Source organism: Halorubrum californiense DSM 19288 (assembly GCF_000336875.1).
GTDB classification, from domain to species: Archaea; Halobacteriota; Halobacteria; order Halobacteriales; family Haloferacaceae; genus Halorubrum; species Halorubrum californiense.
Window position 1 is genome coordinate 1 of record NZ_AOJK01000021.1, and the last position, 15951, is coordinate 15951.

The window sequence follows — 15951 nt, forward strand, 5'->3', positions numbered from 1 at the left end:
GTAGGATTGACCCGTAACCACATATACCGTCTCAACAGTAGGACGGTGCCCGTTCATCCCTCGAGCCTCTAGCTTTTGTAGAAAGTCGCGTTCTGTGGGTAGCACAAACGTACCACGCGAGTGTGGTGTCGACGATGGAGGGGTACTGGGTACCTGTTTTGGCTCTGTGGGCGTAGTGCTCGGTGTGGTGGGGTGAGACCGAGAGTCCGGTGTAGGCGTTCCCGTTCCGCCCGATCGAGTTGATTCTGACGGCTCATCCGGCTGTTGTCCCCCCCCACCGAGAGAAATTGTGTGTACCCGCACCCCCCCAGCCGAAACCGGTGAGTCATCGCTCAGATCGACGATATTGACATTTGGATTCGATCGGTTTGACTCAACTCGGATATCACATTTCTCATGCTCGGATGCTGGCTCATCGTCGTCGTCATCTGACCCAAAAAACGGAATATTAGGCATTACTTCTCTCCCCCAGTGAAAACGTTCAGGATGGGTTCCCGCTTGATGAGTCCAACGGCCAGCACTAACGCCAGGATAAAGATAGTAACAATTCCGAGGTTATCTTCAAGAAACTCTAGGAACGGGCCAGATTGATCGTCGTCTGAGCTCGTAGTCCCGTCTGAATCCGTCGTGCCATCTGAAGTCGTGGTCTCGTCTGAGTCAGCGGTAGTTGGGAAGCCAGCATCAACGGTATTGAACGTCAGCATGAAATTATCCAAGCTGCGTGCTTCTTCTGGCTGACCCTTCGGGAAGTATTCGACATCGGCCACGACGGTGTGTTGTCCCTCTTGATTCGCGTATAACTCGGTAGTAAAGGAACTAACATCTCCCGGCTGAACCTCGAATACCTCCGTCTGTAGACCCTGACCGGACGCATCTGCCGAGGTACCCTGGTAGTACATGTTATTCGGGATATCGAACGTTACCTGAATAACGACATTGCAATCGTTTGTGATACTCGTTGATGTGGAAATCCCAACAAGACCGGGATCATCTGCTCCTTCGATGGTGTCATCTGACGTATGGACATCGAAGTTATCAATATCTGCCTCACATGCCTCAGTCTCGTTGCCCTGTGCCGCAGCACTATCTGCGAACACGATGGGGGTCAGAGTCAAGACTGCAATTGCTACGGCTGCCAATACCATGATCGTCGTCCACTTTTTATTGCGCATTGGAGTTTGCCTCCAACGTCTCATCGTATGCCTTTACTAATAAACCTTTTCTAATAATGTATTCTTGATAACTAGATGGTGGCTATAACGTGATATTGAAATTAATCCTGGCACAACGTAGGCTTAATTCACACAGACAAAAATGTAATCTGAATTACACACGTGTTTCCGTAAATACTTATTACTCGTAACAACCTTAGATGGTTAGGAGGGCATAACAACCAGCTCTGCTTCCTAACAGCCCCAATTCATAAAAATACTATTGCGTTGAACATGACAAGGAAACCGCGCCAGCGGCGTCCAACACGAATAATTCCGCTTGATGTGGTTGAGTCGGGATCGGTCGCAGCGGACTTGCTCCAACTGGTTCACTGGCGTGACAGCGTTTCTTGTCCTCGCTACCGTTCTAACCGGACAGTAGGAAACGACAGCTACAGGCACTTTCAGCGGTATCTCCGTGAGAACTGTGACCACACATTCAACGATGATACCGGCACAATCCCGATCATTCGAAGATTTCGCTCCACAAACGGTTGTTTTTCGATCTACGCCATTCTGCAGTTTAACACCAGCTACAGGCAATTAAAGTACAAAATCGAACTCACCTACAAAACGATCCACAGGCGCGTCGACAATCCGGCTCTGTTGGCTGACCGCCAGCAGAAGATGATCTATTTACATGGATTCTGATCACGTACTATTGCTCTCATCAGATGAATCCTCTGACTGCGTTCGGTCTACTAACTTATCAAGTGCGAAGTACCCACTTGTGAGTCCGACTACCGCTTCACCAACGCCAAAACCAGGCGCTGAATCGGATGAGTTATCCCCGTCATCACTCTGCTCAGAGGTCTGTTGGGATGTTGAATCGGAACTTGAGGAACTTGAAGAATCAGTTCCTGATTCATCGTTTGATTGGGAGTCTGTTGAATCATCACTCGATTCGGGACTCTCACTATCTTCAGCGGAAATAATAACCTCACGGAGTTGTTGATCTCCCTCCGTGCCATCTCTTGTGGTATAAATAATTCTACCATTCACTGGCAGCTCACCAGGTTCGTTTACTTGGAGCTGAACCAGAATATTCGTTTCACTACCAGGAGCGACATCGGTGACTGCAGTTGTTTGGCCGGAGCCTTCGTCAGCACCGCTCACACCGGTCATCGAAACTCCGCTGGGGAGTTGTAATATAAGCTGAACAGTAATCGGTTCGTTCGTGAGAAAATTGACGAGGCTAAGTTCAATAAATGCTTCATCTCCGACAGCAACATCCGTTCGATCACCCCTCATTGACGCCGACAACTGTTCATTAGCGATAGCGATGAATTCTTGAGTCGAATCAGAGAGGTCAGTGTCATCGGTCACTTCCAACGAAACACTGTATTCGCCAGATTCTTCGAAAGTATATGTGACCTCTTCACCGTACTGTTGCTGGTCGTTGATCGTCCATTCATATTCTGTTATTGTACTATCGGGACTACTCGAACCAGATGCGTCGAAAGTTACCGATTCACCTCGCCGCGGTTCTTCTGGGACGTAGCTAAATTGTGCCTCAGGAACTTCTGCTGGCCTCGATACATCAATTGACTGGTTAGTAGAGTCTGACAATCCTCCGACGTCTGTAACAGTCAGAGCAACATTATAACTCCCCGGAGAGGTAAATGTGTATGTAGCTTCTCTACCGTTCTTAGATTCGCCATTTGGGAATTCCCACTCATAACTCTCTACACCGTTGTCATCTGACGACTCTGACGCATCAAATACAACTTCCTGATCCACTGTCGGTGATACCGGGGTATTTGAAAAAACAGCAGTCGGTTGATCGTTAGGACTCTCTGTTACATTCAACAGCGTTGAGTCAGATGTAGGTGCATAGATCTCACCGTCTGAGATGGCTAAAGGACGGTCTATTGGTGACCCGGCATCATATTCCCAAAACTGCTCTCCGGTCTCCACATCAAAAGCATATATTTTGCCGCTGTCATCTCCAACGTACACGACTTCTCCGGCAATTACCGGAGTATACGCCTTTGAATCGAGAGATTTACTCCATACCTCTGAATCACTGTTTTTGTCAAATGCGTAAATCCCAGACCCAGCCGGAATAAATATATTATTATTACCAGCAGCAACGGAGTCACCAATATCAAGAGCAGTTGGGACAGTCCAATTACTGGTCATTGAGACTTTATCAATTGCTACTATACGTTTGCTCTCTGATTCGTACACATAGTCTCCGACGTATACAAAATCATCAGTCACCGTTGGAATAGTGGGTACTTCTGCATATTGTCGTTGATCACCTGATAGTTCAAACTCTTCAATGCTATCTGAATCAAGTTCCGTGTTAATTTTTCTTAGGAATACACCCGAAGCAGTACTAAGGCCATATAATACGAAAATATGACTACCATCACATCCTATGGCCCCATAGTACCCTGAGCCTCCATCCTCAGACAGACTACTGAGAAGTTCGCCATTATCTTTATCAATTTTATACAGATTACTATTTGAGGGAGGAGTCGCAGAGTCGTCAACTATCCTTTCAGTTACATATACATTACCATCATGTATGGTTGGGATTCCAAGTTCTTCATTAATCGGAGATCCCGATAATTCCCACATCTGTTCTCCCGTAGTGAGGTCAACCCCTCTTATGCCCTCAAAACCACCCGTCAATACGGCAACGTCCCCAGAGACTGCAGCAAAAATGGATTCAGTACTACTCCATTGAGCCATTCCGCTTTGAGAATCATACAGAGTTCCGTTTATGAACAGGTTTCCATTATATATACATGGATTTCCCGAGCTATTTTTGGTCCCAATCTTCCACTGTTCTTCAGGCAATTCTGTCGGGCCAGTTACACTATTACTTTTGCCAGAGTTTTTCGAGTCATATTGAACCATTGGCCAGTCGCTATCAGTAGCACCGGCTACAGATTTAGCGGTCAAAGGAATTGATGTTGCTACTGCCGCGGACTTCATTAATAACCTTCGGCTGAGATTCATATAACTCTAAAAGTAATTATTTAACTTATACTTTTTCAAAGGACATAATACATATCTATTAGATTCGAAAATAACATATCACCGGACAATATTCAAAAGTTAATAATTTGATACAATTTATTTGCTATCTGCGATTATGACCTGCTTACATTTGAATATCGTGCGTGTTGAATAGATGAAGGTCACGGTTACAGCGGTTCACAAAGCAGTTCTATATTGCTGATGGCAAACATCAGATGATTTCACGGAACTACCGATAACAACCCAGCGTTCGCACGGCATCGCTGAGCGAGCGCTTCGTTGTCGAGTAGGATGTTTCCAGCCATTCACCACTGAGAGTAGTCGTTTGCTCGGTTAATCGCATTATTTGCAGCTGCTTTCGCTGACTAGCCGCAGTAGTGAATGAGACACTCAACGTCATGGGTGGCAATTTCGTACTCGGTATGCCAGTCTTGGAAGCGGTTGTCGGCGGCGACGGACTGCGGGTCGTCCGCGTTTTGGCGGGCAACCTGCGGTCCGGTCTTGGGATTGTGCTTCCACCATGCTGTGATGTGAACGTCGAGAACAGCAAACGATTCCACGTTAGTCAATTTCATCACTTTCAGCGTCTGTATCGTTCCTCCTGCCGGCTAACGGAAGTATGATGGCGCACGTCGGCGATCAAAAACGTGCTGTCAAGCGCAGCGCGGCCAGACTTCAAGTGCTGTTGAGCCGAAACGCGCAGCAGCGCCCGCTATACACTCATTTTTAGCCGATCAAACGGGTTATTGGTCGACGTGTGATCAGCGAGATTGTTTCGATCTAAGTCCGGAGAGTCACGAACTTCGGCCGATTCGACGTTTCACAGCAGCTATGAATCTTTTCGATCCGAAGATCGTGTGAGACGAGGATAACCCAGCGGTGAACCCGCCGCTGGCGAGCTCGCCAGGGCTCTTCGTTAAGCTATTAATTTAGGACATAAGAAATATAACTAAATACGAATACGCCAAGAATTATACCAAGCCAGTTTTCCCCCCTACATCCTTCTAAACCGATAATATCGGCTGATATGCTTGGTCCCCAGCAGCATAGAGATCACGATTGTACAGAGTGAAAGACTAATACAAGTGGCCTACAGCTACGTGCTTCGTCGTTAGTCTGATTTTTCGCCGGAATCAAAAATGCGTTTTTTCATCACGTAACTGGCACCACCAAGTGCGACAATCGATTCGCTAATTCCAAACCCGGGAGTCCTATCACTGACGACTCCCACCCCGCTTGATTCCGCTTCTTTTTCAGATGGTCCTTCACCATTTGTTGAGTCTGCTGTGATTGTGAGTGATCTGACCGTCCGGTCGGCATTACTCGGATTGCCGCTAACGTGGTAGTCGGCGATAGCAGAGATAGCGTGAGTACCAGCGCCGGTTATGGTAAGGGTAACTCGGATCTCTTCTTGACTTGACGGTGGCAAGGTAGTAGTCGCGGTAAATTGATTCGAGCCCTCGTCAGCACCTCGGACACTCGTAACATCCACATCACTTGGTGTATCAACAAGCAACTGAACATCAATTTTGTCACTAGTTAAGAAATTTGCTACACTATAAGTAACATAAGTAGACTCATTGACTTCTACTTCAGTGTCGCTTGCTGTCACACTCACGTTTATTCGTTCAGGCCCTACTTCCACAATTTCTTGAGTTGAGGCAACGTTACCTTCATCGTCACGTACAGTGAGCGTAACCTGGTGTGAGCCCTCGTCGAACGAGAACACTGTTTTCTCCCCGGTTGAATCCGTGGTATCATCTCCAGAGAAGTCCCATTCGTACTGAACAATTTCTGAGTCAGGTGCCTGTGACGCGCTGGCATCAAACTCAATATCTCCCTGTGCGGTTGGCTGGCGAGGAGCATAGGTAAAATCAGCTACTGGTTTAGAAGATCGCGCCTCTTCAGCCCACTGATCATGGTGGCCAAGAGTACCTAATAAGACTCGGCTATCTGTGCTGTAACTCCCAGTAACGACTGTTGGCGATGAATAAACACTTCCTGCTGTCTCAAGCTCCCACTCTTTATCTCCATTAGTTGTATTTACGGCATACATAGAATTTGAAGATCCAAAGTAAACGGTGCCATTATATACAGTTGGTGTAGATCTAATAAAAAAGTCTGTAGAGAAGTCCCATAAGTGTTCCCCAGTGTTCTTATTTAGAGCTCTAACCCTAGATCCTAATCCAATATATAATCTTTCGTCTGAGACTGTTGTTGGTGTATACGCGTTTGTACTTAACTCAGAGGTCCACTTTTCTTGTCCATCGTTAACGTCAAGAGCATATATTCGATCATTACTTGAGCCAAAAAAAGCCGTGTTATCAACAATTGTGGGTGACGTACCGGTTTCACCTAATGTGCTTTTACTCCAGACCTCTGTACCATCATATGCATCTATAGCATAAAATTGATTTGTACGAGGTGCTGCGTATACAACGCCATTATATACTGTTACAGATGCCCAGTCACCAAATGTGCTATTTGTATTGAATGACCACTTTTCATCACCTGTCTGTGTATCTAATGCATAAACCATACCATCTTTAGATCCAACATATACGGTGTCATTAACAACGTTGGGAGATGATGGTATCCGACCGTGATCTGTAGTTTCCCATATCTTTTCACCTGTTCCTGCATCTACTGATAAAACACCCTCCTCTACGCCGATATATACTGTATTATTAACGACTGTTGGTGAACTGTGTGTGGAGAGTTCTACATCATCAACTACCCATTCTTTTTGATTACTAGGAACATTTGAGAAAGCGTATAATTTATTACCCCAACCACTACTTATGATTAGCTTGTCACCATAATATGTTGGGGATGAATATTGAGACAAACCAGGATACTCAACGCTTCCGACCACCTCTCCGTTATCGATATTGACCACATAGCATTTTTTACCACCATCTTCCTTATCTGATGAGAAGTATAGATAAGTATTACCGGTGTAATTCTGTATATTTCTTAATTTATGATTACTTCCAAAGCCCCCAGAATTAACAACTCCAATAGAAGAAAGTGTCTTAACAACGTCTCGCCTTGATACACGGCCTAAGTCGGTCATTCTCAGTATAACTAAACTAGTTGTTACACTAATAATTGTTGGCCGTTTGAATAGTGGCAGCTTAAATGAGAGGATGAGACACTCGATTTCAGAGTGTCTATGCCTTGACAAACGTATCGCGCGGATTGACCTGCCGTTTGTGGACAAGATCGGCTCTGTTGAAATCCTCAAGGATTCAGGGATTTACATGTTCGTCCTGTAATTCCAAGAGATGAGGCCCCGAAGTCGCAAATTCTCCGGTTTACTGAGAAGGCAATTTAGCTGGCAAGGCGAGCCGTCTCTCGATACTCCCCGAAGTTCTCTAAACACCGCTATACACTCCCGCAGCACGTTGTCCTGCTGTGCCTCTAAGTTCGGAAAAACACAACCTACCGTGGGTTGCTTGACGAACTGATCAAGATGCCACGCATTCGTCGAGTTCTTGGATTAGCTGAACCCCCTACGGCCATCAACGCTCTGTAAGGCGTTCAATCCTCTTCGACAGAGCACGCCGAACAAACCTCTAATACCCCTTTTCCGCCACCTGACGGTGTACCTCAGAGGTCTCTAGCGCCTTCGAAAGAGCAGTACGGGCATTTTCATCCGAGGCATGATGTTCGAGAGACCCGTTCCACAGCACGTCAATTGTTTCAGAAGGTAACTCGCTCATATCTTCTAGCGGATACACACGGAGCAGATGTTCTAAGTTATCACGAAGGTGTTTCTCTTGGGAGAAATCTGAAATTGGGTCAGTAGAAACTGCGAGTTTGAGGCGATCTAAGAGAGTTTTTTCCTCACAATATGCAGGTGATCGTGGGGGTTTGTAGTGGTCAGTGGTTAGTTTTGATTGAAGCGTATCCCATGGAATTATATCATACATTAAATCGATATCGTGAGCAGCGTGGTACTGAATTGCTTTTAAAAGTGTCCCATCTTCTCTCCTTGGCATTTTTGCGTGTGGTAGCGCGTATACCATATATTGGCGCTTATCTTGGTAATAAGGTTCGCGCGAACCTAGCGTGTGTGACATCCCCTTCAATCGACGTTTGAGCAACACACCGTACTCGGCATCAACTAGGTAATCCACTAGGAGCGATTTCTCTATCTCTTCGTCTTTTGAGGTTGCTTCAAGACGGTACTTCCACGAGTACGGACAGCTAGGGTCTCCATGCCGAAGCATCACTGTGGTATCGATCTGTTCACCGCCCGATTCAATCTCTTCGTCAAAAAGAAGTGTATCCGGCATATCCGGCGGTTCAAGCCCTGCACGTGTCGCACGAAAGCGACCGACAATTCGAGAAAGTGTTGGGAACTTCAGAATCTCTCGTCGCATTCCCATCGTTTGTTTTGAAATTGTAGATATAGAGACATCAAAAGCGTTCTTCAATTCTTTACCGGGAAATCCGTACTCGAATCGGAGGAGATAGCGTTCTGCCGGAAGCTTACCGTACCCAAGAGCCTTTTCGGCTAACTTCTCAGCTGTTGGTTCGCACTCTTGACGAGCAGACTCCAAATCAATCTCAAAAGGCGTCTCCGGAACGATGTGTTCCGAGGGCACGTAGAGATTCCGTAGACGAAAGTCTTCCATATGGACTGTAAGAGTACTCTCCATAATAGTGGTTTCCCCATATAGTCAAAGTAATATTGGATATAATACTGTCTGACGCGAGTCGCTAATTTAGTTTGATGAATCAGTAAAAGTCTGACAAAGGTATAAATGTGTAGAGAAGAGAGCAGTCAGTAACAGGATGATATTACAGGTCAAGTTTACACGTCGACCTGAACGAGGTTGGACTCTCAATAAGGATTCTTTGTTGAACGGAACACCGACTACGAGGGGTAGTGATGAACCGCCGGAACAATCTACTTCGTCAGTCAATATAAAAAGCAGTTCCAATGGGGACCTCACGGCGTGACGGGCGACGGTACTTCCATCGAGGAACTTGCTGCGAAAGTCGAAACCTTCCAAGAAGGCCTTGAAAACACGTGGGATGAGATCGACGACCTCCGCGACGCATTACAAGAGGGACGTAAGGAGCGCCATCGTCTTGAAGAAGAGAACGACGAGCTCCGCGACCAGGTCGAGGAGTTACAGGCACGGACTGATCTCCTACGCCTAGTTCAGAGCAGCGACGACCTCAACGCGAAAGGCCGGTCGGTTGCCCTCATACAACNCCTTCGTCGAGCAGCAAAAAGTCAGCGAGAGCGGGGACATGACCCGATGTCATCCGTGAACCGCGAGGAGGCTGAGAGCGCACTCCACCACCCCGACGTGGACCGCACGACCATCTACGACGACATGCGCCGTGCGGCCCGCCTGGTCGGTAATGAGGACGTGCTCAAGTACAGCAGTTCGTCCGGGGGTGGTAGCCAGTTGAAGCTCAACCTCGAAGACGGTAATCTCCCGAGCGAGGTTGTCGGTCAACAAACTTCCCACGGAGGTCGGTGAACTGTGGAGCGTCCACAACACTTGTTGAGAGTGAAGCCCCCTCCGAGAGGTCGGTGAAAACACGAAACCCTCTGTATCCCTAGAAATTGTAGGATAAAGAGGTTGTAAATGAAGTATCGATTAGCTGTAAGTACGCCTCAAATCCGCTCGCTCCGCTCGCTCCGTTCCGGGGATCACACCCGGAAGGAAGTGTTGTGGAGCCCCCACAAATCACGATGTCAGCCACAAAGCAACAACTTGTCGACCGAATAATGGATTTCCTCCGGACCTATTACCGGGAGGAAGTCGGAAAGCTCGCCCAACATTACCCCCGCGAACAGAAGTCGCTGTACGTAGACTACCGCGACGTGTATCAGTTTGACCGAGACCTCGCAGATGACTTTCGGAAGAAGCCGGACGTCATGTTCAGCCATTTCGAGAATGCTCTCCGGCTGTACGACCTCCCCGTAGATGTCACCCTAGACGAGGCCTCCGTCCGGATCTATAATCTCCCCGACGACATCGTGATGGATGTTCCCGAGGTATCCCGTCACGAAAACATCGGCAGCCTTCTGGCGATACGCGGTCAGGTTCAGAAGGTCAGCCAAGTGAAGCCTCGGATCGTCGACGCGACGTTTGAGTGTCAGCGCTGTGGAACGCCGACGTCGGTCTCACAGTTCGGCGAGAAGCTACAGAAACCTCACGAGTGCCAAGGGTGCGAGCGGCAGGGCCCCTTCAGCCTTGACTCGTCCGCGAGCACGTGGACCGACCACCAGTCTGCACGGGTTCAGCAGCCACCAGAACGGACTCAGGGAGGAGAGGGAGAAACGATAGATGTCCATTTGAAGGACGACCTGATTAAGCAGTTCGACGCCGGCGACCGCGTCACCCTCACCGGCATATTGGACATTGAGGAAGCCGGAAAAGACCATAAACGAGACTTCGACACGAGCATGGACACGCGCGCGGTCGTCCGCGAGGAGAGCGACTACGAAGACATCGACGTCGACCAACACATGGACCGGATTGAGGCAATCGCCGGCGGCGAGGAAGGCGATCCGTACGAGCTTATCATCAACTCGATCAATCCGGAACACTTCGGGGACGACGACGTGAAGCTCGCTATCGCGTTACAGATGTTCGGTGGATGGTCCCGCGATGGGAAGAAACGAGGCGACTCACACATCCTCCTGATGGGGGATCCCGGTTGTGGGAAATCTACGTTTCTTCAGGCAGTAAACGACCTCGCACCACGTTCAACGTACGCGAGCGGGAAGGGGGCGACGGCAGCGGGGTTAACCGCAGCGGCGGTGTCCGACGACTTCGGTGATACAGAGTGGGGCCTTGAAGCCGGCGCGATGGTACTCGCCGACCACGGAGTTGCATGTATAGACGAGATTGACAAGGTGAACGGGAACGCGGTGTCCTCGCTTCACGACGCGCTCGAATCGCAGAAGGTCCGAGTGAACAAGGCAGGGATCAACGCCACGCTGAACTCTCGAACGGCGCTACTGGCGGCAGGAAACCCGAAAGAGGGACGGTTTGACCCCTACCAGACACGCGCTCAACAGATCGACCTCAGTCCGACGCTGATGAGCCGCTTTGACCTCATGTTCATGGTGTCTGACTCGCCGGATCCCGACCTCGATCGAGAGGTTATCGATCATATGATGAAGTCGCGGCGAGCGGCCGCGAAGAAGGCGCTCGGCCTCGACCTCTCCGAGGAGGAGCGCCAAAGCATCGAGCCGGAGATCCCAGAGGAAGTCCTCCGTGCGTACATTGCCTACGCGAAGGAGGAGGTAACACCGTTCATTGACGAAGACGATAACTCCACACAAGAGTACCTCCGTGAAGAGTTCATGAAGCTGCGGCTCGCTAACGGTGACGACGAGGACAACCCTGTTCCGGTGACATACCGGCAGGAGGAGGCTATCGAGCGTCTCGCGGAGGCGGCCGCGCGGATTCGGCTCTCGGATACAGTGACTAAGGACGACGTGGACCGCGCGCTGAGTCTGGTGAAGAAGTCGATGCACCAAGTCGGGATTGACCCTGATACTGGCCAGTTTGACGCCGACGTAGTCGAAACGGGCCAATCCAAGAGTCAACGCGACCGACGGAAGCAGGTTCTTGAGATCATCGATGACCACGATAAGGTCGGGGTCGAAAAAGTAGCGGACATCATGGAGACGGACGTCGACAAAGTGAAGAATGACCTTCAGCAGCTGAAGAATCGCGGTAAGGTGTACGAGATCAACGATGGCGAGCTTAGAAAGACATGATTGCCGTGCCTTCCCCAAGTTTGTCCCGGTAATAATTGGTTCTATCTGAGCTATGGGGATTCTTTTGAGTACTTTGCCACAGTTTTGTTACTCACCACCACAGCTACCACACTGAATGCCATTCGTGATAGACCAGAGTGGGTTTTCTCCCGAAAGTGATTGATTACAAGTGTCGCAATCAATCTCTTCCGTCACACCGACTCCACTTCCGTATCCGACCGTCAACGATACCGTCGAATCGCGGTCAGTTAATTTGAACTCGACATCACCGCGCTCGTATTCAACCTCAGTGATAGTGACAGGAGTAACGACTACTTCTAATCCATGTCGCTCACGAATCTTGTGCTGTTGATCCGGATATCCATGCTCACGTCGACGACGTAGTGCCTTGAGCTCGGTCTCAACCTCTTCGAGCTTTGATTTACATTCTCGACGCTCTTTCAGCGCCTCAACTCGTTCCGTCTGGTTCTTATTCTCGATCGACTCGTTGAGCTCCCCAATCTTGGACCGAAGACGGGTGATCTTTGTCTCGAATTCTTCCTCCCGTTGTCGTTGTAACTGACGGTACTCTTCGAGTTCTGCGTCAGCGGCCCGGGATGCCTCCTGATGAATCTCATCGATCTGTGGCTGTATGTCTGAGAGGAGAGGTTCACGAGACACGTCTACTAGCCGCTCCGCCTGCTTCGGTTCCATGGTAAACTCTCCCGACGTGACAGTAGCAGCCTCCGACTGCGTCAAGGTCAGAAATGTCTCGTCGAGATTGGGGAGAATCTCATTAGAACGGGTATCGATACCAATGCTGCGGAGGAACTCTTGTTGATACTCGCTCACGGTCTCGACAGACACCTGAAAGAGAATGACCAGTGCGCTCCGGTCATAGTAGGGTGTGAAGTCGATGTCCGAGACTGAGACCGAACTCTCCTTTAGCCAGTCCGGCACAAGGATGTCTGTGTCGGTTGTGTCGACCTTGATGCTCCCGAGAGGTACACGGCCGCTCGCATCGTCAAGGATCGATTGGAAGAACGAGCTTTCGGGATTGAGGAGGTCGCGTTCCCCATCTGGGTCTCTGACGGTGTCACAGAGAAGATCGTGTGTGCCTTTCGTCAGACTGGTCTCTACATCCTCCGGAATTGTTACCTGCCACTCGTTGTCCCGTATATCGATCTGACAGCCGATAGATTGGAGATACCGCGCTGTGAAACTCTCAACTGTGGACTGAGTCACCGGTACGGCGGCGTCAGTCATCATCGGCCCCCAAGTCAAATCCTTCGAAGACACCGCTATTGAACTCCTCTAATTTCTCAGCGAGGTCACGTTGCTCTTGTAGATCAACGGCCATCGCGTCGAAGTCGTTCTCCAAATCGACCTCGGAATTGGCGCTGACCAGCCGTTCGAAGATCTCATCTTCGAAGCTTTTCCCAGATTCTTCCAATCTCGTGAGAATCTCGCTTAGCTCGCCGACGCTCTGTTGGAAGAGGTCTATCTTGTGATACAGCCGTTCAAGAACATATTCCTCAACGGTATCTTTCAGAGCCATATTGAACACGTAGACCTGCCGCTTCTGACCGATCCGATGGATTCGACCGATACGCTGTTCAACGCGCATTGGATTCCAAGGAAGGTCCCAATTCACCAGAATATTGCAGAACTGAGCATTACGTCCCTCGGACATCGCGTCTGTCGAAACGAGAATGCCTCCCTGCTCTTCGAAGCTCTCGATTATCTCCTCTTTCTCCTGACTAGAGTGACCACCATGGAACGAGTGGACCGTGTAGCCCTCTGACGCCAGTCTTTCAGCTCCCCGCCGTTGGGTGGCACGGAACTGTGTGAAGACGATCACACGTCCTTTCTCGACGTTCTCACGAGCTTCTTCAACGATGTCGAGCAGTCGCTCTTGTTTGGTGACCATATCAATGTTATCGATAAGGTCTAGAATCGACTCTAACTCTTCCGTCTCCGTGAGTTCGGACTGGTCGTCGAGTCTCTTCCGGATTGTCGTCTCAAGCGCTTCAGGACTACTGACGACTTCTTTTTGGAGGAGCATCAACACCAGTTTCTGTCCTTGGTCCTGGCTGTAGGCTCCCTTGACGTAGTCGGATACGGCTTGGTAGAGCTCGCGCTCCGCCGGTGAAGGATCGAATTTCCGCGTATCGACCCGTCGTTCGGTGAAGTCTACATCTGTATCCTCACGGCGATTCCGGATCATCACCTTGTTTAGCCGGTCCTGAAGCTCGTTACGGTTAACGAGGGTTTCTTGGTCGCTATTGATGAAATACTGGTGAAACACGTCACGTGTTCCGAACAGGCCCGGACGGAGTAGTGAGACGACGTTGTACAGGTCTGTGAGTTCGTTCTGAATTGGCGTCGCCGTGAGGAAGAACGCGTAGTTGTACGTGAGTTGGTCGATCAGCTCGTACCGATCCGTCTCCTCGTTCTTCACGTAGTGTGCTTCATCGAGAACGAGAACGTCCCAGTGGCGTTTGAGCACCGCCTGTCGATATCTGTCGCTTTTGGCCGTGTCGATGCTGGCGATGATGTAGTCGTGGCTGTCGAATCCGTTGAAGTCGTCATCGTAGTTGCAGACGAACTCTAACCCGAATTTCTCCCGGAGTTCCGCTTGCCACTGTTTGGCCAGTTGGGCGGGTGTCAAGATGAGGACGGAATCGTTAGTCTCGCGGAAGTGCATCTCCTTGAGTATCATTCCGACCTCGATGGTTTTCCCAAGACCAACCTCGTCGGCGAGTAGCGCCTTCCCGTCCATCTCGAACAGAGCGCGATATGCCGCATCGACCTGATGTTCGAGCATCTTGACCGAATTCTCATCAAGCTGCTTCAGCGAACGAAGTTCAGAGTCGGGCTGACCAGCTTGTAGACGAACTGCTTGAACAGTATGAAGATGAGCTTCACTTGTCTCACTAAGGTCTGCGTGTAGAACATCGTCCGCTGGCTCATGGGTGACCTCGATATCCACGAGGTCAAAATCGCTCATGTAGTTGGAGAGTTAGTTGACCGTCAAATATGTTGTGTAGGTCTGTTGGAATCCACACTATCCCTTAGAAAACGGATGATGAGTGCCGTGACACTTCACACAGAGTGTTTCCAAATTCTCCATTGAATCGGCTTCCTCAGGAGTGTCAAACTCAGCAATATCGGTTAGGTGATGAACATTCAGACCAACTCCAAACTGTTCCTTATGTTTCTCCTCTGTGATTCCACAGGATTGGCATTCATAATTGTCACGTTCAAGCGCTCGTTCTCGAAGATCGTTCCACTCCTTACTTCCATAGTGTTTCTGTCGAGAGTCTCGCTTTGATGCAACAGATGGCTCAGGACCTTTGATATTTGCTTTGTTTAATGCCTCAGACCAACTCCCGAAACGATATTGGTATGTTTGACTACTATATTTTCCACCGTTGTCCATCATTCGAACGGATACTTTCCCAGTCAGTTCATAGAGTCTCCATATCTCAGTAACGAGATCCCATTCACTGTACTTTTTTGAGCCATCTGTGTCATGACTGTATTTCTCAGGACTAGTCTCGACTACGTCAGCAAAAACCGCAGTACCAAAAACCGATCCGAATTCATCAATATAATCTTGCTGGGTATAGCCATCAATATTATTCAATTCAGGCGGTGTCGGCATTCCTCCGAGCTCATAATATTGCTGCCGAAACTGACTAATCATTTCTTCACGATCTAATTCTGATAATGAATCTACGTCATCAGGATTCGATGAAATTTGTTTTTGATCTGAGGCAGTCGACCGTTGCTTTTCAATAACCTGCTTTCTGGCATCTATTCTTGATGCGCCATGAGCATTCGATAAGTGTGCGACCAGCCTGTCTGAATTTTCAAACGACTTCGAGCAGTCAAAGCATTTCATTTGTCTTATTTTAGAGGAATACGGGATACCGCATATTGGTTGTCCATCGCTCGGCTCCGGAGTAGTATCGCGCCTCAATCAATTGAGCCACCCGATCACCA

Annotated in this window: 8 protein-coding genes and 3 pseudogenes; 3 read left to right on the forward strand and 8 right to left on the reverse strand. The window is 49.1% G+C overall.

Going from position 1 to position 15951, the window contains the following annotated elements; genetic code table 11:
- Positions 1-455: 455 nt before the first annotated feature.
- Positions 456-1172, reverse strand: a complete 717-nt coding sequence (locus C463_RS04045) for a hypothetical protein (protein ID WP_008441283.1) — start codon at positions 1170-1172, stop codon at positions 456-458.
- Positions 1173-1481: 309 nt separating this feature from the next.
- Here C463_RS04045 and C463_RS19560 point away from each other — a divergent pair.
- Positions 1482-1826, forward strand: a pseudogene (locus C463_RS19560) (IS1595 family transposase); the annotation flags it as partial.
- Between the two features lie 36 nt (positions 1827-1862).
- Here C463_RS19560 and C463_RS18380 read toward each other — a convergent pair.
- The 3 genes and pseudogenes from C463_RS18380 to C463_RS17420 all read right to left on the reverse strand — a co-directional run bounded on the left by C463_RS18380 (position 1863) and on the right by C463_RS17420 (position 7278).
- Positions 1863-4157, reverse strand: coding sequence for a PKD domain-containing protein (locus tag C463_RS18380; RefSeq protein ID WP_160163095.1), 2295 nt, complete (start codon positions 4155-4157; stop codon positions 1863-1865).
- Positions 4158-4369: 212 nt separating this feature from the next.
- A pseudogene (locus C463_RS04050) lies at positions 4370-5131 on the reverse strand (IS5/IS1182 family transposase).
- A gap of 182 nt (positions 5132-5313) precedes the next feature.
- Entirely contained in the window at positions 5314-7278 is a 1965-nt protein-coding gene (locus tag C463_RS17420; RefSeq protein ID WP_152422361.1) for an outer membrane protein assembly factor BamB family protein, read from the reverse strand.
- A gap of 261 nt (positions 7279-7539) precedes the next feature.
- Between C463_RS17420 and C463_RS17425 the strand changes: the two are divergent.
- Positions 7540-7756: pseudogene (locus C463_RS17425) on the forward strand (IS5/IS1182 family transposase); the annotation flags it as partial.
- Between the two features lie 24 nt (positions 7757-7780).
- Here the strand turns inward: C463_RS17425 and C463_RS18385 are convergent.
- Positions 7781-8845 (reverse strand): hypothetical protein, encoded by a 1065-nt coding sequence (locus C463_RS18385; protein ID WP_152422362.1) that lies wholly within the window; start codon positions 8843-8845, stop codon positions 7781-7783.
- Between the two features lie 1076 nt (positions 8846-9921).
- Between C463_RS18385 and C463_RS04060 the strand changes: the two genes are divergently transcribed.
- The gene (locus C463_RS04060) at positions 9922-11964 is read left to right on the forward strand and encodes a minichromosome maintenance protein MCM (protein ID WP_049905496.1); all 2043 of its coding nucleotides are present in this window, start codon (positions 9922-9924) and stop codon (positions 11962-11964) included.
- Positions 11965-12051: 87 nt separating this feature from the next.
- Here C463_RS04060 and C463_RS04065 read toward each other — a convergent pair whose 3' ends face one another.
- The 3 genes from C463_RS04065 to C463_RS17430 are packed head-to-tail and all read right to left on the reverse strand — an operon-like array spanning position 12052 to position 15850.
- Entirely contained in the window at positions 12052-13209 is a 1158-nt protein-coding gene (locus tag C463_RS04065; RefSeq protein ID WP_049905520.1) for a hypothetical protein, read from the reverse strand.
- Entirely contained in the window at positions 13202-14953 is a 1752-nt protein-coding gene (locus C463_RS04070) for a DEAD/DEAH box helicase (RefSeq protein ID WP_049905498.1), read from the reverse strand. The genes C463_RS04065 and C463_RS04070 overlap by 8 nt, the downstream gene beginning before the upstream one ends.
- Positions 14954-15010: 57 nt before the next feature.
- Complete coding sequence (locus C463_RS17430; RefSeq protein ID WP_008441298.1) at positions 15011-15850, reverse strand: homing endonuclease associated repeat-containing protein; 840 nt, start codon at positions 15848-15850, stop codon at positions 15011-15013.
- Positions 15851-15951: the final 101 nt, after the last annotated feature.